The sequence below is a fragment of the Mycobacterium sp. IDR2000157661 genome (assembly GCF_022317005.1).
Classification (GTDB): domain Bacteria; phylum Actinomycetota; class Actinomycetes; order Mycobacteriales; family Mycobacteriaceae; genus Mycobacterium.
Genome location: NZ_CP081006.1, coordinates 4,734,035 through 4,758,561, shown reverse-complemented (window position 1 = coordinate 4,758,561; position 24,527 = coordinate 4,734,035). Strand labels below are relative to the sequence as shown.

General features: G+C 65.2%; 22 protein-coding genes and 1 pseudogene. 15 read left to right on the top strand and 8 right to left on the bottom strand.

The features are described 5' to 3' along the window. Positions 1-114 precede the first annotated feature (114 nt). Positions 115-1,311: a cytochrome P450 gene (locus K3G64_RS24390; RefSeq protein ID WP_238888087.1), complete on the top strand. Its 1,197-nt coding sequence runs from the start codon at positions 115-117 to the stop codon at positions 1,309-1,311. A gap of 31 nt (positions 1,312-1,342) precedes the next feature. Here the strand turns inward: K3G64_RS24390 and K3G64_RS24385 are convergent. From K3G64_RS24385 to K3G64_RS24365, 5 genes and pseudogenes are all read right to left on the bottom strand, one after another. Beyond that, a pseudogene (locus K3G64_RS24385) lies at positions 1,343-2,555 on the bottom strand (cytochrome P450). A gap of 129 nt (positions 2,556-2,684) precedes the next feature. Continuing rightward, positions 2,685-3,218, bottom strand: coding sequence for a nuclear transport factor 2 family protein (locus K3G64_RS24380; protein WP_238888085.1), 534 nt, complete (start codon positions 3,216-3,218; stop codon positions 2,685-2,687). A gap of 14 nt (positions 3,219-3,232) precedes the next feature. Then, a complete protein-coding gene (locus K3G64_RS24375) occupies positions 3,233-3,874 on the bottom strand; it encodes a nitroreductase family protein (RefSeq protein WP_238888078.1) in 642 nt (213 codons plus the stop codon). 9 nt (positions 3,875-3,883) lie between these two features. Then, positions 3,884-5,164, bottom strand: coding sequence for an amidohydrolase family protein (locus tag K3G64_RS24370; RefSeq protein ID WP_238888076.1), 1,281 nt, complete (start codon positions 5,162-5,164; stop codon positions 3,884-3,886). An 11-nt stretch (positions 5,165-5,175) separates the two neighbouring features. After that, entirely contained in the window at positions 5,176-6,150 is a 975-nt protein-coding gene (locus tag K3G64_RS24365) for an SDR family NAD(P)-dependent oxidoreductase (RefSeq protein WP_238888075.1), read from the bottom strand. Between the two features lie 175 nt (positions 6,151-6,325). On the opposite strand from K3G64_RS24365, the gene K3G64_RS24360 reads away from it, so the two are divergent. From K3G64_RS24360 to K3G64_RS24320, 9 genes are all read left to right on the top strand, one after another. Continuing rightward, complete coding sequence (locus K3G64_RS24360) at positions 6,326-7,972, top strand: nitric oxide reductase activation protein NorD (protein WP_238950976.1); 1,647 nt, start codon at positions 6,326-6,328, stop codon at positions 7,970-7,972. 150 nt (positions 7,973-8,122) lie between these two features. Next, positions 8,123-8,974 carry a CbbQ/NirQ/NorQ/GpvN family protein gene (locus tag K3G64_RS24355; protein ID WP_238888073.1) on the top strand — a complete coding sequence of 284 codons (852 nt, stop codon included), beginning with the start codon at positions 8,123-8,125 and terminating at the stop codon, positions 8,972-8,974. A gap of 86 nt (positions 8,975-9,060) precedes the next feature. Beyond that, a complete protein-coding gene (locus tag K3G64_RS24350; protein ID WP_238888066.1) occupies positions 9,061-10,179 on the top strand; it encodes an ABC transporter substrate-binding protein in 1,119 nt (372 codons plus the stop codon). 4 nt (positions 10,180-10,183) lie between these two features. Then, the gene (locus K3G64_RS24345) at positions 10,184-11,320 is read left to right on the top strand and encodes a spirocyclase AveC family protein (RefSeq protein ID WP_238888064.1); all 1,137 of its coding nucleotides are present in this window, start codon (positions 10,184-10,186) and stop codon (positions 11,318-11,320) included. Next, positions 11,313-12,326: an SDR family oxidoreductase gene (locus K3G64_RS24340; RefSeq protein WP_238888062.1), complete on the top strand. Its 1,014-nt coding sequence runs from the start codon at positions 11,313-11,315 to the stop codon at positions 12,324-12,326. Before K3G64_RS24345 ends, K3G64_RS24340 begins: the two co-directional genes overlap by 8 nt. Further along, positions 12,319-13,821 carry an aldehyde dehydrogenase family protein gene (locus K3G64_RS24335; protein ID WP_238888060.1) on the top strand — a complete coding sequence of 501 codons (1,503 nt, stop codon included), beginning with the start codon at positions 12,319-12,321 and terminating at the stop codon, positions 13,819-13,821. Before K3G64_RS24340 ends, K3G64_RS24335 begins: the two co-directional genes overlap by 8 nt. Next, positions 13,821-15,038 carry a cytochrome P450 gene (locus tag K3G64_RS24330; protein WP_238888058.1) on the top strand — a complete coding sequence of 406 codons (1,218 nt, stop codon included), beginning with the start codon at positions 13,821-13,823 and terminating at the stop codon, positions 15,036-15,038. The genes K3G64_RS24335 and K3G64_RS24330 overlap by 1 nt, the downstream gene beginning before the upstream one ends. A gap of 61 nt (positions 15,039-15,099) precedes the next feature. After that, positions 15,100-16,377, top strand: coding sequence for a cytochrome P450 (locus K3G64_RS24325; protein ID WP_238888056.1), 1,278 nt, complete (start codon positions 15,100-15,102; stop codon positions 16,375-16,377). Between the two features lie 36 nt (positions 16,378-16,413). Further along, on the top strand, positions 16,414-17,796 hold the full coding sequence (locus tag K3G64_RS24320; RefSeq protein WP_238888055.1) for a WS/DGAT/MGAT family O-acyltransferase: 1,383 nt from the start codon (positions 16,414-16,416) through the stop codon (positions 17,794-17,796). 6 nt (positions 17,797-17,802) lie between these two features. Here the strand turns inward: K3G64_RS24320 and K3G64_RS24315 are convergent, their stop codons facing one another. Both K3G64_RS24315 and K3G64_RS24310 read right to left on the bottom strand, forming a co-directional pair. Continuing rightward, on the bottom strand, positions 17,803-18,612 hold the full coding sequence (locus K3G64_RS24315; protein ID WP_238888053.1) for a lysophospholipid acyltransferase family protein: 810 nt from the start codon (positions 18,610-18,612) through the stop codon (positions 17,803-17,805). 152 nt (positions 18,613-18,764) lie between these two features. Then, positions 18,765-20,033, bottom strand: coding sequence for a TetR/AcrR family transcriptional regulator (locus K3G64_RS24310; RefSeq protein WP_238888052.1), 1,269 nt, complete (start codon positions 20,031-20,033; stop codon positions 18,765-18,767). 314 nt (positions 20,034-20,347) lie between these two features. Between K3G64_RS24310 and K3G64_RS24305 the strand changes: the two genes are divergently transcribed. Beyond that, the gene (locus tag K3G64_RS24305) at positions 20,348-21,226 is read left to right on the top strand and encodes a mycofactocin-coupled SDR family oxidoreductase (RefSeq protein ID WP_238888050.1); all 879 of its coding nucleotides are present in this window, start codon (positions 20,348-20,350) and stop codon (positions 21,224-21,226) included. 4 nt (positions 21,227-21,230) lie between these two features. Here the strand turns inward: K3G64_RS24305 and K3G64_RS24300 are convergent, their stop codons facing one another. Continuing rightward, positions 21,231-21,890 carry a TetR/AcrR family transcriptional regulator gene (locus tag K3G64_RS24300; RefSeq protein ID WP_238888048.1) on the bottom strand — a complete coding sequence of 220 codons (660 nt, stop codon included), beginning with the start codon at positions 21,888-21,890 and terminating at the stop codon, positions 21,231-21,233. A gap of 180 nt (positions 21,891-22,070) precedes the next feature. On the opposite strand from K3G64_RS24300, the gene K3G64_RS24295 reads away from it, so the two are divergent. The 4 genes from K3G64_RS24295 (at position 22,071) to K3G64_RS24280 (ending at position 24,478) form a co-directional block, all read left to right on the top strand. Then, positions 22,071-22,856: a spirocyclase AveC family protein gene (locus K3G64_RS24295; protein ID WP_238888047.1), complete on the top strand. Its 786-nt coding sequence runs from the start codon at positions 22,071-22,073 to the stop codon at positions 22,854-22,856. A 116-nt stretch (positions 22,857-22,972) separates the two neighbouring features. Further along, entirely contained in the window at positions 22,973-23,272 is a 300-nt protein-coding gene (locus K3G64_RS24290) for a hypothetical protein (RefSeq protein ID WP_238888045.1), read from the top strand. Positions 23,273-23,314: 42 nt separating this feature from the next. Continuing rightward, positions 23,315-23,659 (top strand): heme-binding protein, encoded by a 345-nt coding sequence (locus K3G64_RS24285; protein WP_238888043.1) that lies wholly within the window; start codon positions 23,315-23,317, stop codon positions 23,657-23,659. A gap of 42 nt (positions 23,660-23,701) precedes the next feature. Further along, positions 23,702-24,478 carry an HAD-IIA family hydrolase gene (locus K3G64_RS24280; RefSeq protein ID WP_238888042.1) on the top strand — a complete coding sequence of 259 codons (777 nt, stop codon included), beginning with the start codon at positions 23,702-23,704 and terminating at the stop codon, positions 24,476-24,478. Positions 24,479-24,527: the final 49 nt, after the last annotated feature.

The following is a 24,527-nucleotide window of genomic DNA, read 5'->3' as shown; positions in this document are numbered from 1 at the left end:
CGCCGGATGCGGCGCTGATGTTCTCGCTGCGGTTCGACATGCGCGCAACGACTTCCGGTGGGCGGCTTACTCAACCCGGTACCGCTGTGTGCCGGCCGAGCAGGGGACCAACGAATGACTGAAGCTGACGCCGTCGACATCTACTACGACCCCTTCGATTTCGACATCGACGACAACCCGTACCCGATCTGGAAACGGATGAGGGACGAGGCCCCGCTCTACCACAACGAGAAGTATGGGTTCTATGCCCTGAGTCGCTACGAGGACGTGGCGAGGGAACTGCACAACTGGGATACCTATCGGTCGGGCAGGGGTACCACCATCGACGTCATCATGAGCGGCGTCGAAGTGCCGCCGGGCGTGATCTTGTTCGAGGACCCGCCGCTGCATGACCTGCATCGCCGGGTGCTGTCCAAGGTCTTCACACCGCGGCGGATGGAGGCGATCGAACCGCTGACCCGACAGTTCTGCGTCCGGGCGCTCGACTCGCTCGACGGTGCTTCGCAGTTCGACGTGATCACCGATTTCGGCGCGCTGATCCCCATGCGCACCATCGGATACCTGCTGGGGATTCCCAAACAGGGCCAGCAGCAGATTCGCGACAACACGGATGCGGCTATCGGTCTGAAGGAGGGCAGCTTCCAGTCGGTGTCCGCCGCCACATTCGAGAACGCCTATCAACTCTTCGCCGACTACATCGAGTGGCGGGCCGACCATCCCTCCGACGACCTGATGACCCAACTCCTCAATGCGCAGATCGGGGAGGACGGGCAGCTGCGTCCGCTGACACGGGTCGAGGTGCTGACCTACACCAGCATGATCGCTGGCGCCGGCAACGAGACGACCACCCGACTGATCGGCTTCATCGCTCAACTGCTCGCCGAACATCCCGATCAGCGTCGGGAACTCGTCGACGACTTCTCATTGATCCCCGGCGCAATCGAAGAGGTGTTGCGGTTCCAGGCGCCCTCGCCGGTGCAAGGGCGCTATGTCGCGCGGGACACCGAATGTCGCGGCCAGACGATCCCCGAGGGGTCAATCATGCTGTTGCTCAACGGGTCGGCCAACCGTGACGAGCGCCAGTTCCCGAACGGTGAGACCTTCGACATCCATCGCACCGGACCTCATCTGTCGTTCGGTCAGGGACTGCACTTCTGCCTCGGTTCCTCGCTGGCTCGCATGCAGGCCAGGGTCGCCCTCGAGGAATTACTTCGGCGGTGGCCGGAATGGGAGGTCGACCTCGAGAACGCGGCGATGGCCCACACGTCGAGTGTGCGAGGGTGGGGCACGCTGCCGATGATCGTCGGCTGATCAGGCGAGGCGGACGATCACCGACGTCGGTTTACCAGCTGACCGGCAACTCGTGCATCGTGTAGATCTCCTGCTCGCCGGCGAAGCGCAGTTCGTCCTGTGAAACGGCCAACTGGAGGTGGGGGAGGCGGCGGAACAACGTGGCAAGGGCAACCTGCAGCTCGACTCGAGCAAGGTTCTGCCCCCACGCACTGATGTACTCCGAAGCCGAAACCGAGATGTCCGCGCGGATTGCGTTCGATGTCGAAGCGATCCGGGTCGTCAACGAACGCGGGATCCCAGTTTCCCGCCGGTAGGTTCATCAGAACGTGTTCACCGGCACGGATCAGTTGACCGCTGATGGTGAGATCCTGGACGGCGACGCGATCGACCTGGCTGTGCACGGTCGACAGGTAACGCATCAGCTCCTCAACGGTATTGGCGATTAACGCCGGATCATCGGAGGTCCGCAGTCTGTCGAGTTGGTCTGGGTGTTGGAGGAGCGCAACGGTTGCCAGTGAGATCATTCCGGCGGTCGTCTCATGCCCGGCCTGCAGGAGGATGACGCCGTTCATGACCGCGGTCTCTCGGCTGAGCTCACCGGTTGCGACGTAGTCGGTCATCAATCTGCTCATGAGGTCATCGCCGGGCTCGCGTTCCTTGAGCGCGGCGAGCTTCCACATGAATTCGAACAGCGCTCCGATCGCGGCCGCCTTCTCCTCGTCGGTGGATCGCGAGTCGAGTCCCTTCGTGCTGTGGTACTGGAAGTAGTCGTGCTCCTCGTATGGCACTCCGAGAAGCAACGAGATGACAAGCGACGGCACCGGCAGCGCGTAGTCATGGACCAGATCGGCTGTAGGGCCGGTTTCGATCATCTTCTCCAGGAGACCATCGACCAGCGCCTGGATCTGCGGTCGCATCGACTCGGCCCGGCGGAAGGTGAAGTCGCGCGTCATCATTCGCCTCAACCGATTGTGCTCGGGATCATCGATGCGGGCGAAGATCACGGGAATGCTGTCGTCAGCGGTGCGTGCCCGCATGCTGTCCGGAAGCGTCTCGGCGCTGAGTCGAGGATCCGTCAGGGCAGCGCGAATGTCCTCGTAGCGACTGATCACCCACGTCGGCTCATGCCGCCAGAGGGCCAACTGCAGGCCCTCGGCTTCCCGCCATTCACGAGATCGCCGAGGAGGCTCGAGCGGGCAACCGGCGTCGCGCGGCAGCGGAACGGTGGGGAGCTCGGCTCGGTCCCCGGATGCTGTGGTCAATGTTAAGCCCTTTCAGGATGTCAGCGATTCCGCGGCGCTCATCAGCGACTGCGGCGAATCAATTCGCGGTCGGGCTTCCTCCCGAAGCTCATCCCCACAGAGACAGCTCCGCCGAAATATGCACTGCGTTCACGCTCCCGCGCCGCGTCGCTCGGCCACCAGAGGCCTCAGGTACGACGGGTCGCTGTGGTCATGCGCAGCACACTTGACGTCGGTGAGCATCGCGATGACCTCGTCGGTGATCTGGTTGGTCGACTCGGCATTCCATTCGACGACGCAGACCCGGTCCACGATCGCCCAGTGACCGTCGCGCCGCTCCATCCGATCGATGTAGCGACCCCCAGAAAGGGTGATGTGATCGGCCGGCTCACGATCCGTGCCGACGAAGAGATAGTAGGTCTCGGCATGGGCTTCGTCACCGCTCACCTCTGCGGTGTGGTTCAGCAGGTAGTGCTGGTAGCGCGTCTGGGTGGAGTGATAGGCGAATGCCCAATCGATGAATTCCTCCACCGGCCCGACGAACCCGACATGATCGTCGACAGCGTCATCGTGGTAGGCGGACCGCAGAAGCGCACGGTCGCGCCGATCCATGCCGCGCGCGTAGCGTTGCACGCACTGCAGTATCTCGGCGCGCGCCTCGAGGTCGGCAACCCGTGCTTCCAAGGCGGCATCGTGCCTCATCGGTTCTCCCATCCGTTGATGCCGATGACCTCCTCAATCGGTCGGCGCGGTGCGGGCACGAACCTGCGTCCGCCGCGGATACGCGCCACCGGCAGCAGACAGCCCTGGACGAATTCCTCGGGAATGCCGAGCAAGTCGGCCACGGCCTTCTCGTGATGCAGATGCAGCGTCGTGATGCACGTACCGTAGCCGCGTGTGTGCAGCGCCAACTGAAAGTTCCAGACGGCGGGAAATATCGATCCGTACAGCGTCGCCAAATAGAAGGATTCGTCACCGTCGGTTCGCGGCATCGAAAGTTCGTAACAGGGGATCACCAGTACCGGCACGTGTGCCAGGTGTTCGACGAGCCATTCGGTGGACGACATCAACCGGTGTTCGCCAGTGCCCGCGGGCATGAATCCAGCGATCAACTGGCCGCCGACCTTCGTCAGGTACGCATCCCGGTACAGGGCGGCGATCCGTTCGCGAAGCCCGGCATCGGTCACGATCAACCAGCGCCACGACTGCTGGTTCGAGCCGTTGGCTGCCTGCAGCCCGATTCGTAGGCAGTCGCGGAGCTCCTCGACATCGACGCCGGCGTCCAGGTCCAACGATCTGCGCGCGGACCGTGTCGAAGTGAGTAGCTGCTCGACATCCACGGCGGTGCCTTACGTGGACAATTTCGAAGCGAGGTCGAGCACCGTCACGGTGTCCGTTCCGGTCTTCTTCAGCCGGTCCGACGAGCGGAAGCCGAGGTCGACATCGGCGGCCTGCGCGCGAAGCGCCCCGACAGTCAGCCGCTCCTTGGGGAGATGGTCGAACATGTCGAACGAATAGAGCCGCATGGCGTTCAGATGGGTGATCTTGTCGATCTCGTCATCCGGCACACCGTCGAGGTACAGGGCCAGTGTCTCGGGGGACAGCGGCCAGGTGGAATCCGAATGCGGGTAGTCGCATTCCCACGTCACCATGTCGAGATTGAGTCTGTGGCGACTTTCGATGCCGAACTCGTCATCGATGAAGCAGAGCGCGACCCGGTCGAGGAACACCTCACTGGGCAGCTTGTCGCCGAAATCCTGGTGGGTCCACGCACGGTGCATCTTGTAGGTGCGGTCGATGCGTTCCAGGAAGTAGGGCACCCAACCGATTCCCCCCTCGGACAAAGCGAACGTCAGGTCGGGGAACTTGCGCAGCATCGGTGACCAGATGAGATCGGCGGCGGCTTGGACGATGCTCATGGGCTGCAAGGTGATCATGGTGTCCACCGGAGCGTCGATCGAGGTGATGACGACGCTCGACGACGAACCGATGTGCAGGTTCACCACGGTGTCGGTGTCGCTGCAGGCGCGCCAGAAGGGATCCCAGTGCGGGTCGTGGATCGACGGGTAGTCGATCTTGGTGGGGTTCTCGGAGAAGGAGACGGCGTGACAACCCTTCTCGGCCACCCGTCGAACCTCGTCGGCCATCAGCCCGGGATCCCAGATCGGTGGCAGCGCCTGGGGAATCATGCGGCCCGGATAGGTGCCGCACCATTCGTCGATGTTCCAGTCGTTGTAGGCCTGCAACACGGCGAGGCCGAGGTCCTTGTCGCGGGCACGGGCGAAGTACTGACCACAGAACTGCGGGTAGGACGGGAAGCACAACGCCGCGGCGACGCCGTTGGCGTTCATGTCGCGGATCCGCTCGTGGATGTTGTAGCAGCCCTCGCGGATCTCGGAGAGCTTGGTCGGTTCCGCGCCGTACTCGTCGGGTGGGCGTCCGGCGACGGCGTTCAAGCCGACGTTGGTGGCCTCCTGTCCCTCGAAGACCCATGCATCGGTGCCGTCTTCGCGTTGAACGAGTTTCGGTGCGTCGTCTTTGTACCTGGCCGGGATATGACCGTCGAACATGTCCGGTGGCTCGACCATGTGGTCGTCGACCGATACGAGGACGAAGTCGTTCATATCCATCTGATGTCTCCTCAACTGTCGGTCGCGTCGGGGAACGCAACCTCGGCGTTGTCCGGCATCGGGCTGATGCCGCGGCGGTCGCAGACTTCCAGCACTTCGTCGACGATGGACTCCGGCACGATGAACTTCTCGGTGCTGGACACCTCGTCGATGTGCTCGAGGATGTCTTCAGCGGTCGGCTCGCTCCCGGCGTCCGCCAACCAGCCCTCGCTGAGCCCGACGAACACCCGTGCGTAGCGTCCGGCACACGCCGAGTAGTTGTGATGGGTGACGTCGCATGCCTTGCTCGCCAGGAAAACCACCAGGGGAACCACGAGTTCGGCCCGGATCGCTTGCATGAATCCGGACTCGGCGAGGAACTTCTCGTCCCCGACGGTCTCGGTGACCATCCGCGAGAAGCCCGTCGGCAGAACGGTGTTGGAGACAATCCCGTGTTCGGCACCCTCGATCGCGATCACGTTGGACAATCCGACCAGTCCCGTCTTGGCGGCCGCGTAGTGCGCCTCCATCGGTTGGCCGAAGTTGCCTGCTGACGAGGAGATGAACACGAATCGGCCGTACTTCTGCTTCGCCATCACCGTGAACGCGGCCCTGCTGAGGTAGAAGCCGCCGTCAAGATGCACGCTCAGCATGCGACGCCACTGGTCGGCGGTGAGGCGCTCGAACGGGATGCTGTTGAAGATGCCCGCATTGCTCACCACGGCGTCGAGGCGGCCGAACGACGAGACGGCGGCATCGACGATGGCCTGCCCGCCTTCGGGACTGTCGACCGAGTCGTAGGAGGCCACCGCACGCCCGCCGTCTCGGGTGATCTCCTCGACCACCTCGTCGGCGACACGGGTGTCGGATCCGTCGCCGTGCATCGTGCCGCCGAGGTCGTTGACCACGACCGCCGCGCCTCGCCGCGCCATGTCGAGGGCGTAGAGCCGGCCGAGGCCGCGGCCGGCACCGGTGACGATCACCACCTGGCCGGTGAAGTCGATCATGTTGAGAAGGCTGCCTTTCGATGCGTGCGCGCCACGGGCGCAGTCCGGTGGGGAGCGGAAGATTGACTCCCAGCGGAGCGAACTCTACGGTGGAACAGATATTTGGTCAACCAGATGTGGCAGGAGGTGGAGGGTGGCCTGCGACGCCGCAGACGACCGCCTGCAGAGCCTCGGGATGCTGGCTTCGGCGCTCGCGGGCCGCCCCATGGCGGTGGCCCCACTCGACCCCGGCGAACCGTCCTGGACGGACGGGCAGACGGTGTTCCTGGATCCGACCGCCGGTGGCCGGGCGAACGTCGATTCGATTGCGGTACAGGCCTCGTTGATCGCCGCGGGCAGCCTGGACCCCGAGGCCGTCGGCCCGCTGGTCCGCCGTCCGCGGGTGGCGAGGCGGTATCTGGTGATCGAAGGCCATCGTGCACTGCTGGCCAACGGCGCCTTGCTGCCCGGCGCGCTGTCCATGCTCGCTGATCGCGAGGTGGCGCGCCGCAGCGGTTCGCCCGCGGAGTCGTTGACCATCGCTTCCGGTAAAGACGCTGTCGGCGATTCGCCGGCAGCGTTCGGTGTCATCCGCGCCAAGAAGGTCATCGCGGCGGGCGACCGGCCCGGTACGGCGGTGGACGATGAGACGGTGGGCCACGTACCGCGTCGCGAGAGCAAGGAAGCGCTGGAAGAACTCGACGACGGGGAAGTCGACGACACCGACGACCCGGACCTGTTCACCAGTCCCGTCGGCGGCGGTGGAGCCATCGGTAAATGGCTGAAGAAGATGCTGTCGTCGGCACGGAAGTCGGGCGGCGACGGTGCGGGCCCGCCCGGGGCCGACTCACCCACTCATCGCACCGCATCGGCGAACCGCGGCGCCTACGCGGTGTCGTCGGCGGCCACGACGGCGGCCGAAGAAGTGGCCGACGTCTCGCAGCACGGATTCAAGTACCCCGAATGGGATGCGAATCGCAAGGCATATCGGGCCGATTGGTGCACAGTCCGCGAAGTCGAGGCGCCGATCAAGGCGTCGGCACCGCAGTCGATCGACGGTGCCATCGGTGTGCGACGACCGTTGGCGCGGCTCGGCATGGGCCTGCACCGCAGGCACCGGCAGTCGCAGGGCGACGACATCGACATCGATGCCGCTGTCGAGGAACGGGTGGAGGTCAGGGCCGGGGCGGTACCCGACGAGGCGGTGTACCTCGACAGCCTGCGCAGGCGTCGCGATCTTTCCGTCCTCCTGCTGCTCGATGTCTCGGGCTCCGCCGCCGAGGCCGGCACCCTCGGCCGAACGGTCCATCAGCAGCAGCGCACGGTGGCCGCGAATCTCTGCGTGGCGCTGCATGACCTGGGGGACCGGGTCGCCCTGTTCGGCTACTACTCGCAAGGGCGCACCACGGTGAACATCGTCCCGGTCAAGCGATTCGACGATCACCTCGACGCCCGCGTGATCCAGCGGCTCAACAGCCTGGAACCGGGTGCCTATTCGCGACTCGGGGCCGCGATCCGCCACGGCGCGGCGGTGCTGGAGGCCCGCGGCGGCACATCCCGCCGGCTGTTGGTGGTCATCTCCGACGGGCTGGCGTACGACCACGGGTACGAACGCGCCTACGGAGCGGCCGATTCCAGACGAGCACTGACCGAGGCCCGACGCCGCGGAACCGGATGTGTGTGCCTGACCGTCGGCGCGAGCACCGACGTGGCGGCGTTGCGGCGGGTGTTCGGCAGCGCGGCCCACGCGACGATCGGTCGCCCCGACCAGCTCGCCGGCGTGATCGGGCCCTTGTTCCGGTCGGCCATCCGTTCGGCCGAGACCCGGCGTCGTGTGGCATAGCGGACGGTTCCGTCGTGCGGATCACAAGGCGCAGAACAGGGTTGGTGCGATCCTGGAATTCGTTCGACAACGGCTGACCATGCTTGAAACAAACATCTGTTCCGGCTAGGCTGCATGCACACGCAGGGAATGACGAGGGAGAGGGACGCCATGGCCACCGACTCAGGGCTTGCGTGTCAGAACGGCGCCACGCCGCAGGCCGGGTCACCGCGCCCGTTCTACCAACCGTTGGGCAATGAGGAGACGGTCTTCAAGGCGGCCTATCGCCAGGGTCTGTCGCTGGTCTTGAAGGGCCCGACGGGGTGTGGCAAGACCCGCTTCGTCGAAGCCATGGCCCACGATCTGGATCGCGAGCTGATCACCGTCGCCTGCCATGACGACCTCACCACCGCTGACCTGGTCGGCCGCTACCTGCTGAAGGGCGACGAGACCGTCTGGGTGGACGGGCCGCTGACCCGGGCCGTCCGCGAAGGAGCGATCTGCTACCTCGACGAGGTGGTCGAGGCGCGCCAGGACACCACCGTGGTATTGCATCCGCTGGCGGACTACCGGCGCCAACTGCCGATCGAGCGCCTCGGGGTCACGCTGGACGCGGCACCGGGGTTCGGGCTGGTCGTCTCCTACAACCCCGGCTACCAGAGCGTCCTCAAAGACCTCAAGGACTCGACGCGGCAGCGAATGGTCGCCATCGAGTTCGGGTTCCCGCCTCCCGAGATCGAGGAAGGGATCGTCGCCAGGGAGGCCGGGGTGGACCCGGCGACGGCGGCCGAACTGGTCCGTTTCGGCCAGGCGATCCGTCGCCTGGAAACGGGGGGGCTGCGCGAAGTCGCCTCGACGCGCGTGCTCATCGCGGCCGGCCGGCTGATCGCCGAAGGCCTGGCCATGCCCGAGGCGGCGCGGGCAGCCATCGCGGGACCGCTCACCGATGACTCGCAGGTGGCGCGGGGGCTCAACGAGATGATCGACGTCTACCTCGCCGGACCGGCCAGAACCGGTGATTGACGCGGTGGGACGCTCCCCGCTAGGGTCTGAACAAATATTAGGTTTCGTATCGCAAACCCGAACACTGCAGCCGTCGGGAGGTCAGGTTGTCCTACGAGAGCACCGCTGAGCCGATCAAGGTCGGGTATCTGATGGACTTCACACTGCCGCCCGGCTTTCCCGACGAACTGATGGCCTCGTTCACCCAGTGCTTCGACCTCGTCTTTGAAGAGGCCCACGAGCAGGGTCTGATGGATCGGCCGGTGCAGATGATCTACCGGGAGGTCGAGGGCCTGCCGAAGGGATCGGTCAAGGCCGTGATCGACGCATACGGCGAACTCGTCGAGGAGGGTTGCCTGGTGGTCTTCGGGCCGCACATCACCGACAACTGCGTCCCGATGCGCGAGGCGATCGAGGAGCGGTTCAAGGTGCCCGCGATCAGTGTCACCGGCACCGACGACTGGTTGGGCGAGTGGACATTCGCCTTCCCCCAGGGGTCGATGACCGACGAACCGATCTTTCTCGTCGATCTCATCGCCAAGCGCGGGTTGACCGAGATCGGCGTGCTGGTCGAGCAGAACCTCATCGGCGAGAGTTACCTGCGCAACCTTCGAGGTGCTGCCGTCCGCAAAGGCGTTCGCATCGTCGCGGAGGCGGCGATCGCCCAGACCGCGCAGGACATCAGCGACGCGGTGCGCACCCTGCACGACGCGAAGGCCGAGGCCATCGTGCACCTCGGGTTCGGGTTCGGGATCGTCTTCATCAATCCGGCACTGGAGGCCGTCGACTGGGATCCTCCGCGCTTCACCACCACGGCGTTCCAGAATGCGTGGGTCAATCCGATCATGTGGCAGGCGTTTCTGGGCTGGACCGGGATCGACCAGTACGACGAAGGCAATCCGATCGGCCAGGACTTCCTGGACCGCTACGCGGCGAAGTACAACGGCAGCCGACCCGAATACTGCGTGTCGGTGGTGAACCGCGACGTCGCCGCGACGCTGGTGCGGGCCTTCTCCGACGCCCATCCGCTCAGCCCCCGCGGAGTCAAGGAGGCGCTGGAGCGCGTCAAGATGCTGCCTGCGGCCTCGGGGGCACCGGGCACGCGGATCTCGTTGGGCAAGTGGACTCGCCGGGCCTGGATGGGTGCCGGATATCTGGTGGCGCGCACCCTCGACGCCGACGGCACCACGTCGCACCTGGTCGATCGCTTCGGAGAGGACGGCTGATTAGATGACCACCAAGGATCCGCTGGTGGCGGACGAGCCGACTCGCCCGAAGCCCGGACGCAAACACAACTGGGGCGGGTACATCGCCTTCGGCGCCCTGGTGGCGTTCTTGGCCTTCTTCGCGCTGTCGTCACGCAGGTATCTCGATCCGCGTATCGCCAATCCCGACGTCGACGGCAGGCCGCGACCGGTCGATTTCATCTTCGGCTGGGAAGACTGGATCTATCTGCACGAGGTCGGCACCGTCATCGCGCTGATCGCCCTGATCGTCATCTTCATCGTCGGATGGAAACGGCACCCCGGTAGCCCGATCATGCTGATGTTCCTGTGCACCACCTTGATCGTGTGGCAGGACCCGATCATGAACTGGGCGCCGTTCGCGGTGTACAACCCCGAACTGCTGCACTGGCCCGAGTCCTGGCCGCTGGTGTCGTTGTCGCCGACGGTGGAGCCGTTCCTGGTCTTCGGGTACGTGATGTTCTACTTCGCGCCGTACTTTCCGGCCGTCGCAATCCTGCGCCGACTGCAGGCGCGCAAAGGCCCGGAGGCCTTCGTCTCGCGACATCCGCTGTGGAGTCTCGGGCTCCTGACACTGGTGATCGGGTTCATCTTCGATGCGTGCCTGGAGATCTTCCTGGTACGGACCGGAATGTACATCTACTCGCAGGTCATTCCGTTCGGATCGGTGTTCGCCGGTACGACCTTCCAGTTTCCGTTGATCTGGGAGTCGTTCGCGGTGTGCTTCGTCATGGTGCCCGCGGCGATCCTGGTCTACCGCGACGACACCGGGAAGTCGGTGGCCGAGAAGCTCGCCGCGAAGGCCAGGCTCGTCCCCAGCCGTCCGGTGCTCGGCACGTTCCTGGTGATGTTCGCCATCATCAACGTGTCCTACTTCACCTACGGCGCGTGGTTCGCGGCCATCAAGGCCAGCGGGTTGGCCACCTCGGTCGCCTGCCCATGGCCCTATCCGGAGGCCAAAGTTTATGACCCGCAGGGCTACTACGAAGAGGCGGGCGCCCGGGGCCCGTACTCGGTGGGCATCTGGTCGACCTGGATGAGCGGCCAGCCGGACGGACGACCCGAGGTGACGCCACCTCCGCCGGGTCAGGGCGCCTGCGCACCAGAGAACCAGAATGGGTGAGCCGCGCAGCGTCATCATCACGGGCGCATCGCGCGGGCTCGGCTTCGCTTCGGCCGTGCGTCTCTATCGCGAGGGCTGGCGTGTGATCGCAGCGATGCGCACGCCCGATCGGGCGATGCCGTTGCTGCGCGATGCGACGGGAGCAGGTGCGGACGACCAGAGACTGCTCGGTGTCCAGCTCGACCTGGCAGATGCCGCGTCGATCTCGGCTGCCGCCAAAGTGGTCGAGGAAAGCGTCGGGGCGCCATACGCCCTCGTGCACAACGCAGGCATCTCCGCCGCAGGCATGGTGGAGGAAACCGACATGGCGTTGTGGCAGAACATGTTCGCCACGCATGTAATGGGCCCCGTCGCGTTGACGAAGGCGTTGCTGCCGTCGATGCGCGCGGCAGGGGAGGGTCGCATTGTGTTGGTGTGCAGTTCGGCAGGGGTGCGCGGGCAGCCGGGGACCGGACCGTACTCGGCGAGCAAGGCCGCGATGGAACGCTGGGGGGAATCGCTGGCAGGCGAGATCTCCCCGTTCGGGCTCGGCGTGACCGTCTTGGTGACCGGTACCTACGACACCGACATCATCACCGATGCGGGCACCACCGACGACCGGGACTTCAACGGGCCCTACGCGCGCCTGCATCAGACGATGGACAGCCGCGGGCGGTTGGCGATGAAGCTCGCCAGGCCGCCGGAGAAGTTCACCGACGGCGTAGCCAAAGCGTTGAACGACAGCGCTCCGTTCGTACGTCGCGGTGTCGGACCCGATGCTTCGATGCTGTTGGCGGCCAACAGGATGCTGCCCGCGTCGGGCATGCATCACATGTCGCGGGTCGTTCTCGGCATTCCCCGGCAGGGCGCCATGCGGGGCGGAGCCTACCCACTGACGATCACCCAGAAGGCGATGGTGTTCGCCGCCAAAGTGCTTCCCCAGCCGGTCCTCACCCGGTTGACGTCGCTGGCGATGCGGCGGTCAGCCGCCGCGCAGGAACAAGAGAAGAGTGCAAACGATGGCTGACGGGCAGGTGACGTTCGAGTCGAGAATGTTGATCGACGGCAAGCTCGTCGACGGTGAGGCGGGCACGTTCGTCAACATCAACCCGGCGAACGGGGAGGTGCTCGGCGAGGTCGCCGACGCATCGAAGGGCGATATACTCCGGGCGATCGACGCTGCGCGCCGGGCGTTCGACGAGACGGACTGGTCGACCAACGGTGAACTACGCAAGCGCTGCCTGCTGCAGTTGCACGAGGCCATCGAGAGCGAGCGCGAGGAGCTGCGCGAGGAGCTCATCCTCGAGGTGGGCGCGCCGCGCGCGGTGACCTATGGACCGCAGCTGGACGCACCGCTCAAGGACGGGTTGAAGTACCCCGCCCGGCTGATCGATGAATTCCCTTGGGAAACCGACCTCGGCGACAAGGTCGTCTCTGTCACCGGCGTCAACACCCGGCGCAAGGTGTGGCACGAACCGGTTGGCGTTGTCGGCGCCATCGTGCCGTGGAACTTCCCGTTCGAGGTCACCATCAACAAACTCGGACAGGCCCTGGCGACGGGCAACACCGTGGTGCTCAAGCCGGCGCCGAACACTCCGTTCAACGCCACGCGGCTGGGGCGGCTGATCGCCGAGAAGACTGACTTCCCAGCCGGGGTCGTGAACGTCGCCACGGCCTCCGATCACTTCGTCGGCGAGGAACTCACGATCTCGCCGAAGGTCGACATGATCTCGTTCACCGGGTCAACCACGGTGGGCAAGAGGATCATGGAGAAGGGCGCCGCGACCATGAAGCGGCTCTTTCTCGAACTCGGCGGCAAGTCGGCGACGATCGTCCTCGACGATGCCGACTTCAACACCGCCTGCCTCATCGGCATCGGACCGCTCATGCATGCCGGCCAAGGTTGTGCCGCACCCACCCGGATGCTGTTGCCGCGGTCCAGGTATGACGAGGGCGTGGCGATACTGAAGGCGATCTACGAGAACATGAAGGCCGCCGATCCGCAGAAGCCGGACACGATCTGCGGTCCCGTCATCTCCGGAAAGCAGCAGTCCCGCATCCTCGGCTACATCCGGAAGGGTGTCGACGAGGGCGCGACCCTGCTGGTGGGCAGCACCGAGCCGCCCGAGGAATTCGACAAGGGGTTCTGGGTCAGCCCAACGCTTTTCACCGACGTCGACAACGCGATGACGATCGCCCAGGAGGAGATCTTCGGCCCGGTGCTGGCCGTGATCCCCTACGCGGACACCGAGGACGCGATCCGGATCGCCAACGACAGCGTGTACGGACTCGCCGGCAACGTGATGTCCGGTTCACTTCATCGTTCGCTTGCCGTCGCACGGCGGTTGCGCGCCGGCTTCATCGGGCTCAACGGGACGGCGGGCTACGGCGCGGACACCCCCTTCGGGGGATACAAGGACAGTGGCGTCGGACGCCAGAACGGCATCGAGGGGTTCCGCCAGTACACAGAAGTCAAGTCGGTCGCCTACCCGGCCGACCAACACTTGCGCAAGGAGCAGTGATGGAACAGCTATTCGACGACCTCGACGACTTCGGGACCTTCGACGACGCGATATCCGGTGACGTTCGTGACCCCTACACGGAATTGGCGCGGCTACGGCGCGAAGAACCCGTACAGCGGCTGGAGACCTCCGGGATGCTGCCGCACGAGGAATCGCTGCCGATGTTCATCGTCTACCGCCACGAGGACGTCCAGCAGATGCTGCGCGACAACGAGACCTTCTCGTCGCGCGGCGTGATCGATGCGTTCGGTCCGGTGCTCGGCGAGGGCGTGATGCTCGGGATGGACGAGCCGATCCACGGCAGGCTGCGCTCGCTGGTGTCGAAGGCGTTCACCCAGAAGGCGTTGGCCAAGTGGGAGGACGACCTGGTCGGACCCGTGGGTAACTCCCTGATCGACAAGTTCGCTCCCACCGGCAAGGCCGATCTGGTGAAGGAGTTCACCTTCGACTATCCGAGCCAGATCATCGCCGGACTGCTGGGCCTGCCGCGGGAGGACTATCCCCAGTTCCAACGCTGGTCGATCTCATTACTGAGCTGGATCATGAACCCCGAACGCGGACTGGCCGCATCGGCCGCCTTGTGCGACTACTTCGCGCCTATCCTGCAAGCGCGCCGGGCGGAGCCCAAGGACGACTTGATCAGTCGGCTCGCTGCAGCGGAAATCGACGGGGCAAAACTCGCAGACGAGGAGATCTACTCGTTCCTACGGCTGTTGCTGCCCGCAGGTGTCGAGACGACGTATCGATCACTGGGCAGCCTTCTGTTCGCACTGTTGTCGAATCCCCAGCAGCTCAACGCTATTCGTGAGGACCGGTCGCTGTTGCCGCAGGCCATCGAGGAAGGTGTGCGGTGGGAACCGCCCCTGCTCACCATCACGCGCGTCGCGACAAGAGACACCGAACTCGGCGGGGTGCAGATTCCGGCCGGCGCGACGGTGATGCCCATGCTGGGTTCGGCCAACAGGCAAGAAGACCGCTACCCGGATCCCGACACGTTCGACATTTTTCGGCAGGCGAAGGCGAACCTCGGTTGGGGACACGGCGTCCATGTCTGTCTCGGCATGCACCTGGCCCGCCTCGAGATGCGTACCGCGGTCAACCTTCTGCTGGATCGCTTGCCGAACCTGCGGATGGACCCCGACGGTGACGACCCGCACATCCGCGGACAGGTGTTCCGGTCGCCGACGTCGTTGCCGGTGCTGTTCGATCCTGCGTGATCGATCGGAACGGCCCGATGTCGCATGTCAAGCTGAAAGCCATCCTAGCGAGGAGCTGTTCGTGAGCGATCTGGAGTCAGTCGACTACTTCACCGACATGTCGCTGGTCCCCGACCCGTACGACTACTACGACCAGTTGCGTTCACAGTGCCCCGTTCACACCGCGACGCCGTATGGTGTGATGGCCGTTACGGGACACCAGGAGGCGCTTGCTGCGTATAAGGACCCGGCGATGTCGTCGTGCGTGGCCGTGGCGGGGCCATTCCCTCCACTGCCCTTCACACCGGAGGGTGATGACATCAGTGCCCAGATCGAACAGCACCGCGCCGTCATTCCGATGGCCGAACACATCGTGACGATGGACGCCGAGGCGCACCAGAAAACGCGGGGACTCCTCAGCAAGCTCATCACCCCCAAGCGACTCAGCGAGAACGAAGACTTCATGTGGCGGCTGGTCGATCGGCAACTCGACAAGATCGTCGACCGCGGATCATGCGAATTCATGGAGGAATTCGCCAAACCGCTTGCGTTGCTGGTGATCGCCGATCTGCTCGGTGTGCCGACCGAGGATCATCAAGAGTTCAAACAAATGATGGGAGCCGAGCCGCTCGGGGAGGTCGACGGTAACAGCGGCGAAACCGTCGCACACAATCCGCTTGCGTGGCTCGACGAGAAGTTCACGTCGTACATCAGCGATCGGCGGCGGCACCCACGTGCGGATGTCCTGACCGAACTCGCAGCAGCCACCTATCCCGACGGGTCGACGCCCGAGGTCGACGAGGTCGTCAAGCTCGCCACGTTCCTCTTCGCCGCCGGTACCGACACGACGACCAAGCTCGTCAGCACCGCGATGCGCATGCTGGGGGAGCGCCCGGATATCCAGGAGTCACTTCGAGGTGACCGCTCCCGAATTCCGGCCTTCCTCGAGGAGTGCCTGCGGATGGAAAGCCCCGTGAAGAGTCATTTCCGGTTGGCGCGGACGTCGACGACGATCGGTGACCACCGAGTTCCGGCAGGCACCATCCTCATGATGCTTCCCGGCGCGAGTAATCGCGATCCGCGCAAATTCGAGAACCCGCACGAATTCAGGTATGACCGCAGCAATGTGCGCGAACACGTGGCTTTCGGGCGAGGTCCGCACTCTTGCCCGGGATCACCATTGGCCCGTGCCGAGGGCCGTATCGCCATCAATCGGATCCTGGATCGGATGGCGGACATCCGCATCTCCGAGGCGATGCACGGACCACCCGAAAGCCGGAAGTACGACTACGAGCCGACGTTCATCATGCGCGGCCTCACGGCGCTTCATGTGGAGTACGACGCGCTGCCTGACGACTGACCGAAGAGCCGTGTTCGCAACCAGTGGGAAACGGCGATGAAGCGCCTGAACGGAATGGACGCGCTTCTGCTCTACAGCGAAACTCCGAACGTTCACAGCCACACGCTCAAGATCGCGATCCTCAGTACAGCGGACCCGGCTTCGGGCGCCGACTTCGAGGCGTTCCGGCGCAGCTTCCAACGACGCTTGCCGCTTCTGGAGCCGCTGCGCTACAAACTGGTGGAGATACCGGGGCGCCTCCATCATCCGATGTGGCTGCAGAACTGCACGGTCGACCTCGATTATCATCTGCGGCGGGTGAGGGTTCCGGCACCCGGCGGGAGGCGGGACCTCGACCGTGTCGTCGGCGAGGTCGCCAGTACGCAACTGGATCGGCGTCACCCGTTGTGGGAGTTCTACTTCGCGGAGGGCCTGGCTGACGGGCGGTGGGCGCTGATCGGCAAGGTGCACCATGCGCTCGCCGACGGCGTGGCATCAGCCAACCTGCTGGCGCGACTACTGGACGTGGACGGGGTGGGCCAGGCCGCGCCGGCAGCCGACGAACCGTGTGCGCCGCCGTCGCCTGTGCAACTACTGCGCGCCGCCGGTCGCGATCATGTGCGACAGTTCGCGGAGATGCCCTCGACGGTCCGCGACGTCGCTCTCGGCTCCTGGCGGCTGCGCCGGCGCGCACGCGAACGCGGCGTGCAGCCCGACTTCGCGCAGCTGATGCGCGCTCCGGCAACATTTCTGAACCACGTGATCTCGCCTGCGCGCACGTTCGCCAGCGACACGCTTCCGCTGGCGAACGTCAAGATCACCGCCAAGCACCTCAATGTCACGGTCAATGACCTCGTGCTGGCGATGGCGGCCGGAGCGCTGCGCACATTGTCGCTGCGCTACGACGGGGCCGCCGACGAACCCATCGTCGCCTCGGTTCCGCTCAGCACCGACCAGTCGACCGACCGAGTCACCGGTAACGAAATCGGTGGGCTGGCGGTGTCTCTCCCGGTGCACATCAGCGACCCGTTGCAGCGTCTCCGGTTGGTCGCCGAGGCGACCACGATCGCCAAGGACAGTCGGGAATTGTTCGACCAGGAGCTGTACGGGCGGCTGATGGGATACGTGCCCCCAGCCGTCGCCACTCGGGCCCTGAAGTGGGTGGCTGAACACGACACCTCCCGCCGCCTCATGAACATCCCGGTCTCGAATGTTGCGGGACCGCGCAACCCTGGTCACTTCGACGGAGCACGCGTCGATGAGATCTATTCGGTGGGTCCGTTGCCGCCCGGGTGCGGCATGAACATCACTGTATGGAGCTATATCGATCAGTTGAACCTTTCGGTGATCACCGACGATGTGACACTCGCAGACACCTCGGAGGCAACCGACGCTCTGCTCGAGGCGTACCACGAAATACGTTCCGCGGCCGGAGTCTGAGGGCTGTCATCCCAGCACCGGAAGTCGCCGTTGTTCGGCGAGTTCGTCCAGCGCGCGCTGCATGACCGCTCGAACGTGGATGTCCACCTCGGCGATGTCAGGGTCTCGGCCGAACTGTGCCATCACGTCGATCGGCTCCAACACCTGCGTGACGATCTTCGTGGGCAACGGGACATTGACCGGAACGACCGCACTGACTCCGAACGGGAACCCCACGGAGATCGGCAGGATGTCCGAGCGGAACCGCTTGAGGCCGAGCCGTTTCGCCAGCCGAGTGCCGCGGGTGAGGAACAGTTGACTCTGCTGACCCCCGATCGACACGACAGGGACGATGGGCGTGCCCGCCGCCACGGCGGTGGCCACATAGCCGGTGCGGCCGTTGAAGTCGATCTCGTTCGCTTTCAGCGTCGGTCGATAGGCGTCGTAGACACCTCCCGGGAAGACCAACACGACCGCGCCCGATTGCAGCGCCTGGGTGGCGACCGCCCGGTGGGCGGGAACGAGTCCGATACGTGACACCCAGTCGCCGAGCGGGCCGGCGAACAATGCGTCGTGCCCCAGCGTGAGCACGGGTCGGTCGTAGCCGAACCGGTCGTAGAACGCGCTACTGAAGGTCACCGTATCGAGGGTGAGAATGCCGCCCGAGTGGTTGGACACGGCCAGCGCACCCCCGGTGTGCGGGAATGTCTCCATACCGCGGACCTCCCAGCGGAACCACAGCTTGCCGACCGGCCGCGCGGCGGCCAACAGTTTTCGGGTCGAGGCAGGATCCCAGCCGGACGGGTCGTATCGCGTTTCAGCACTGGCGTCGTCCATCTGAATCCCTGTCGGTCATCGTCATCCCCACGAGTGAGGCCCTTCTCGCCGAGCGGGCGCGGGGCTCGAGCATCCATGCTATGACAGAACAAGTATTTGGTTCAACTTGAGAATGGGTCCGCGATGCGTTCCAGACTGTGAGAACCGGTGCGTCAGGCGGTGCGGTCGACGACACCGCGAAGTGTCGTATCGCGCACATGGATCAGGGCCCGACGGGTCCCCAGGTCGCGAAGAATGATCTCGGGAACCCAGCCGATTCCGATCACGCACCGGGCCAGCAGATCGTTGGCTGGACTGTCGATGCGCACGTCGCCGGACCGCATTCCCGCGGCCAACAGGTTCTTCATCTGCCGCACACGTTCGGTGAACAGCCACCCGGGGTTCGGCGTGCCCGGAGGTGATTGCCGCATCCACGCCAACTGAATGCGGAACTCGTCACCGAAGCGGTCCAGCGCGTTGGTGTTGATCCAGCTGAGCGCGTCCAGCTTCTCGATGGTTGAGGCATCGGCACCGAGCACTTCCGTCCAACCCATCGCGACCTTCTCGCCGAACGAGCGCATGATCGACGCCAGCAGCTCGTCCTTGGAGCCGATCAGTCGGTACACCGTGCCGGTTCCCATGCCGGCCGCCGAGGCGATGTCGCGAATGGTGGTCACCTCGTAGCCTTTACGCCCGAACTCCGCCCGCGCGATGGCACGCACGTGCGTCGCTTTATCGTCCGGCTCGGCCTCGCTGTCCTCGGTCCACGACTGCACAACCGCATCGGCGGCCAGAAACGCGGCGGATCCGTCGAGTTCCTGGTCGGTCGGAGGGCTGGCGGCCAGTCCTTCGAGCACAATGCGGCTCAGAAGGGTGGCCACCTTCTCGGCGGGCGCGTTCTGGCGGATGACGTCGAGCCCCGCCTGCAGCATCGTCTGCACGATGCGGTCCGCCAGTACGGGGAGGTCGACGTCGGATCTCAGGTACCCGCTCCACCTGGCCGCGCGCAGCGTCTGCAGCATCGCCTGAAGCACCCCCCTCGGGCGCCGCTGTGCCAGGGCTCTGAGTTCCGGATTGGAGCTCCGCCCCTCGTAGAACGACATCTGCAGCGCGGCGCGGTGCGTCACCGCGCACTGAGCAATGGCAGAGCTCAGGTCGACGATCCGGTCGAAGGCGGACTGGGAGGACGGGTCGTCCAGCTTGATCTCGGCCTGCTCCGCGATCCGGTCCAGATCGGCGTGGTAACGCCGCAACAGTTCGACGAGGATCGACTCTTTTGATTCGAAGTGGTGGTAGAGGCTGCCGGGCAGTATCCCGGCGGCATCGGCGATCTCCTGCAGCGAGGTACGCAGACCCGATGTCGCGATCAGCCGTGCCGCGGTCTGCAGGATCTCGGTGCGGCGCGTGCCGTCGTCATACGCGTTGCCCCACGACTGCGCCAATTACCTCGACTCCCTACAGGGTTTTGTCGCTGACCCAATATTTGGTGAACCTTACCAGACACTAGGCCGGTTAAGCGGCTCCTGCCTGCTGAAACATCGGCGCGCGGTTTCGATCTGGAAGATCTGTTTGGGAGGGGTCGTTCATCTCCCCGGGGAATCGACCGGTGACCGTCGCCCGCACTGAGGCGCTCACGGCGGCCCGTCGTACCAAACGTTTGTCCCACTACCTATTGCCCCAATCCACTCGCGTGGCATAGTTTCGGTCTTTGTTCGGGCGTGGGATCGGCTCGCGTCCCACGACATCGGAGCACGACATGACCGGAAAGCTCGACGGCAGGGTCGCCTTCATCACCGGCGCGGCACGGGGCCAGGGACGCGCCCACGCGGTTGCGATGGCGAGGGAGGGCGCCGACATCATCGCCCTCGACATCTGCCGCGACATCGCCTCCAACCCGTATCCGTTGGCGACGCCGGACGATCTTGCCGAGACCGAGCGTTCGGTCAAGGAGCTCGGACGGCGGGTGGTGGCGCGGATCGCCGACGTCCGCGAACGACACGAGCTGCGTGACGCGGTCGAGGCCGGCCTGGCTGATCTCGGCCGGATCGACATCGTCGTCGCCAACGCCGGAATCCTGCCGATGGCCATGGGCAATCCCGATCCGATGGGTTTCGTCGACGCCTCCGACGTCGATCTGCTCGGTGTGATGAACACCGTCGCGGTCACCATCCCGCATCTTGCAGGCGGTGCGTCGATCATCGTCACCGGGTCAACGGCGGGCATGATGCGCGGGACGACCACCAGCCCGGACATGGGACCGGGGGGTGCCGGTTACGGATGGAGCAAGCGGATCGTGATGGAGTATGTCGATGAGATGTGTCTTCACCTGGCGCCGAAGATGATTCGCATCAACGCGATCCATCCCACGAACTGCAACACCCGCCTGCTGCAGAACGAGGGAATGTACGGCGTCTTCCGTCCGGACCTCATCGCCGAGGGCAAGAAGCCCACCCGTGAGGATGCCGAACCGGTGTTCACCATCTTCCAGGCCATGCCCATCCCGTATGTCGAACCCGAGGACATGGCCCACCTGGGTGTGTTCCTGGCCAGCGACGACAGCCGCTACATCACCGGACAGCACATTCGGGTCGACGCCGGCTCACTGCTCAAGTGGCCCAACGGACCCGGCGGTTGATCCGTCAGTCGGGACGGTGCAGGAACCCGTGCAAGACGGCCTGGACGAGTTCCTCGACGATCTCCTCGCGGGATGGTGGGCGATTGCCGAAGAACGTCGAGCGCAGTGCCACCATGCCGACGATCATCGCCACCGTGGAGTGGGCGGGTAGATCCGGTTGCTTCGGCCGCATCCCGCGCATACGCATGCCCTCGGCGCTGATCCGGCCGAGCAGGCTGAGCGCCCGCCGGATGTCGGCCAGCCCGGTCGCCTCGATGTCCTCCTCGCTCAGACCGTCGGCGGCCACCAGCGTCAGCAGCAGGCCCCGATTGTCGACGAGGACGTCGTAGAGGCGGCCGACGAACTGCCGCGTCAATTCTGCTTCGTCGGTCTGCTCGGGAACGACGGCCTGCCAGGTCTTGCCGAACTCGTCGAGGAACGTGGTGAACGGCACCACCAGGGTCTCCCGAAACAGCCCTGCCTTGGAACCGAAGTGACGGAACAGAAGGTACTCGCTGACGCCTGCGGCCTCGGCGATCTCGCGCGTGGTGGTACTGCGGTAGTCGCGGCCGCTGAACAGGTCGCGGGCCGCCGCGAGGAGGAGTCGGCGGGCCTCGCCGCGCGGCCGCCGGGTCGCGGGCACTGCGCGGGGTACGCCCTTCTTCGATGATCCTCGCTGCGACACGGGAAATCACGATAGTCGTCCCTCGACCGTGGCGGCTGTAATAGTATCCACTATTACTGTTCGGAGGGCACGCAGAGGGGACATGGCGGTGGGCCAACTCATCATGCTCGGAACGTTGTTCGGATTGATCGCCGCGATTTTCGCCGTCGTGATCCGGTTCGACCCGGAATCGCGCGACCGGTGAACGCCGAGTTGACGCCACTGCTGGCCGCGGCCAACGCCTTCGGATGGCTCAGTGGCATCTGCTTCACGGCGGCGGGCATCTACTTGAGCGTGCGCGGCCGCCGCCTGCATCCTCTGCTCCTGCTGTGTATCTGCGCCATCTCGTTCTCGTGGATCGAGGCGCCCTACGACTGGGCGATGTATGCGCAGTTCCCGCCTGGCCTGCCGCGGATGCCCTCGTGGTGGCCGCTGAACATGACCTGGGGTGGGCTGCCGTCGTCGGTGCCGCTGGGATACATCGGCTACTTCTGCATCCCCGCCGTCACCGGGGCCGCACTGGGGCGGCATCTCAGCGATCGGTTCAACTGGCGGCGACCGATCACACTGCTGATCGTCGGCCTGGTGGTCGGCTTCTGCTGGGCGTTGTTGTTCAACGGCGGCCTCGGTGCGCAGGTCGGCGTCTTCTACTACGGCTATGTGATTCCGGGACTCGCCCTCTTCGAGGGCAGCATTCACCAGTACCCCGTCTACGACGCCATCGCGATGGGCATCCAGATGATGGTCTTCGCCTACCTGCTCGGCCGCACGGACGCCAATGGCCGCAACGTCATCGAGATGTTCGCCGAGAAGGTGTCGAAGACCCGCGCACAGTCGGTGATCGTGTCCGTCGTGTCCGTCATCGTCGTCGGAAACGTGCTCTACGGGGCTGTTTTCGCGCCACACCTGGTGACCAAGCAGCTCGGCTACGTGACCGCCGGACCGGACGTGCAGTTGTTCCCGGGTGTGCCGAACCAACCGCGCTGACGCGGACACGACGGCCGGCAAGATCTCGGGCTATCCGGCCAACAGCCGGAAAACGAACCACGGTCGTCGTATTCTCTCGACACACGGGTTCGTTCCCGCATCGGATAGGGGAAGCAGTGCTCACGAAGGTCGGGAACTGGGGTCGGGTCGTCGCGCTCGCCGCGATCCCGGCGACCCTGCTCACCGCACCACCGGTGTCGGCCGAATGCACAAACGCCGGTGCTGCCACCGTGTGCGCCCAGGGCTCAGTGCGCGGTGGGGGACCGGACGCTCCGACGGCCGGGCCGGTCTACCCGGGTTACTGCGCCGACCCCTGGTACTGCAGCGATGACTGGGGACTCGACATCGTCCTCGACCCGGGCCCGCCGCGGCCGCCTATCGACATCGGCCGCCCCGGGCGTCCTGGCCCACGCTAAGTGTCGTCGGGTAGTCTGCCGCATCGAAGTAAGGAGCCATTCATGTTCTCTCGCAACGTTATCGGCACCGGTGTGATCGCCGGCGCGCTGCTTTTCGGCACCGCCGCGACCGCCGCCGCCGAGCCACCCAACTGCACGGCCGCCGACCTCGCCGGCGTCATGGCCGGGGTGTCCGCAGGCACGTCGTCGTACCTCTTCACCCACCCGGACGTCAACGCCTTCTTCACCGGCCTCAAGGGCAAGCCCAGGGATCAGATGATGACGGAGGTCCGGGCTTACTTGGACGCCAACCCGCAGGTGCGCGATGAACTGCGCGCGGTCAGGCAGCCCGCGATCGACTTCCGGGATCGCTGCAACGCGCCGCTGCCCGACATGCCCATGGGCTGAACGCCGCCGCACTGCCTTGCTCCTAGCTGACACACTGGGAGCATGCGCGACGACAAGCCGAAGTGCTGGCTCACCGACATGGACGGGGTCCTGGTCCGCGAGGAGCATGCGTTGCCCGGCGCAGCGGAGTTCCTGCAGCGGCTGATGGAACGCGAGCGGCCGTTCCTGGTGCTGACCAACAACTCCATCTTCACGCCGCGCGACCTCGCGGCCCGGCTGATGCGGTCGGGGCTGATGGTGCCCGAGGAGTCGATCTGGACCTCGGCACTGGCGACGGCCTCGTTCCTCACCGATCAGCTGCCGGGCGGATCGGCCTACGTCATCGGTGAGGCCGGCCTGACCACGGCGTTGCACGAGGCGGGTTACACGCTCACCGACGTAGACCCCGACTTCGTCGTGCTGGGTGAGACCCGGACCTACTCGTTCGAAGCGATCACCAAGGCGATTCGGCTGGTGATCAACGGCTCCCGCTTCATCGCGACCAACCCCGACGTCACCGGTCCGTCGGCGGAAGGGCCGTTGCCCGCCACCGGGTCCGTCGCCGCGATGATCACCAAGGCGACCGGACGCGACCCTTACTTCGTCGGCAAGCCGAACCCGATGATGTTCCGCAGCGCGCTGAATCGCATTCAGGCCCATTCGGAGAGCACAGTCATGGTGGGCGACCGGATGGACACCGACGTCGTGGCGGGCATCGAGGCCGGACTGGAGACCATCCTGGTGCTCACCGGGTCGACGACGGTCGACGAGGTCGAGCGTTATCCGTTTCGACCCAGTCGCATCCTGCCGTCGATCGCCGAGGCCATCGACCTGGTGTGATCGAACGGCCCCGACCGCGCAGGTCGGCGCGGCCCGCTGCCTACACTGA

Bases quoted from the DNA above. Each gene is read 5' to 3' on its own strand.
- K3G64_RS24285 (WP_238888043.1), top strand. From the start codon at position 23,315: ATGTTCTCTCGCAACGTTATCGGCACCGGTGTGATCGCCGGCGCGCTG.
- K3G64_RS24340 (WP_238888062.1), top strand. From the start codon at position 11,313: ATGGGTGAGCCGCGCAGCGTCATCATCACGGGCGCATCGCGCGGGCTC.
- K3G64_RS24355 (WP_238888073.1), top strand. From the start codon at position 8,123: ATGGCCACCGACTCAGGGCTTGCGTGTCAGAACGGCGCCACGCCGCAG.
- K3G64_RS24335 (WP_238888060.1), top strand. From the start codon at position 12,319: ATGGCTGACGGGCAGGTGACGTTCGAGTCGAGAATGTTGATCGACGGC.
- K3G64_RS24370 (WP_238888076.1), bottom strand. From the start codon at position 5,164: ATGGATATGAACGACTTCGTCCTCGTATCGGTCGACGACCACATGGTC.
- K3G64_RS24365 (WP_238888075.1), bottom strand. From the start codon at position 6,150: ATGATCGACTTCACCGGCCAGGTGGTGATCGTCACCGGTGCCGGCCGC.
- K3G64_RS24390 (WP_238888087.1), top strand. From the start codon at position 115: ATGACTGAAGCTGACGCCGTCGACATCTACTACGACCCCTTCGATTTC.
- K3G64_RS24305 (WP_238888050.1), top strand. From the start codon at position 20,348: ATGACCGGAAAGCTCGACGGCAGGGTCGCCTTCATCACCGGCGCGGCA.
- K3G64_RS24320 (WP_238888055.1), top strand. From the start codon at position 16,414: ATGAAGCGCCTGAACGGAATGGACGCGCTTCTGCTCTACAGCGAAACT.
- K3G64_RS24360 (WP_238950976.1), top strand. From the start codon at position 6,326: ATGCTGGCTTCGGCGCTCGCGGGCCGCCCCATGGCGGTGGCCCCACTC.
- K3G64_RS24315 (WP_238888053.1), bottom strand. From the start codon at position 18,612: ATGGACGACGCCAGTGCTGAAACGCGATACGACCCGTCCGGCTGGGAT.
- K3G64_RS24330 (WP_238888058.1), top strand. From the start codon at position 13,821: ATGGAACAGCTATTCGACGACCTCGACGACTTCGGGACCTTCGACGAC.
- K3G64_RS24280 (WP_238888042.1), top strand. From the start codon at position 23,702: ATGCGCGACGACAAGCCGAAGTGCTGGCTCACCGACATGGACGGGGTC.
- K3G64_RS24345 (WP_238888064.1), top strand. From the start codon at position 10,184: ATGACCACCAAGGATCCGCTGGTGGCGGACGAGCCGACTCGCCCGAAG.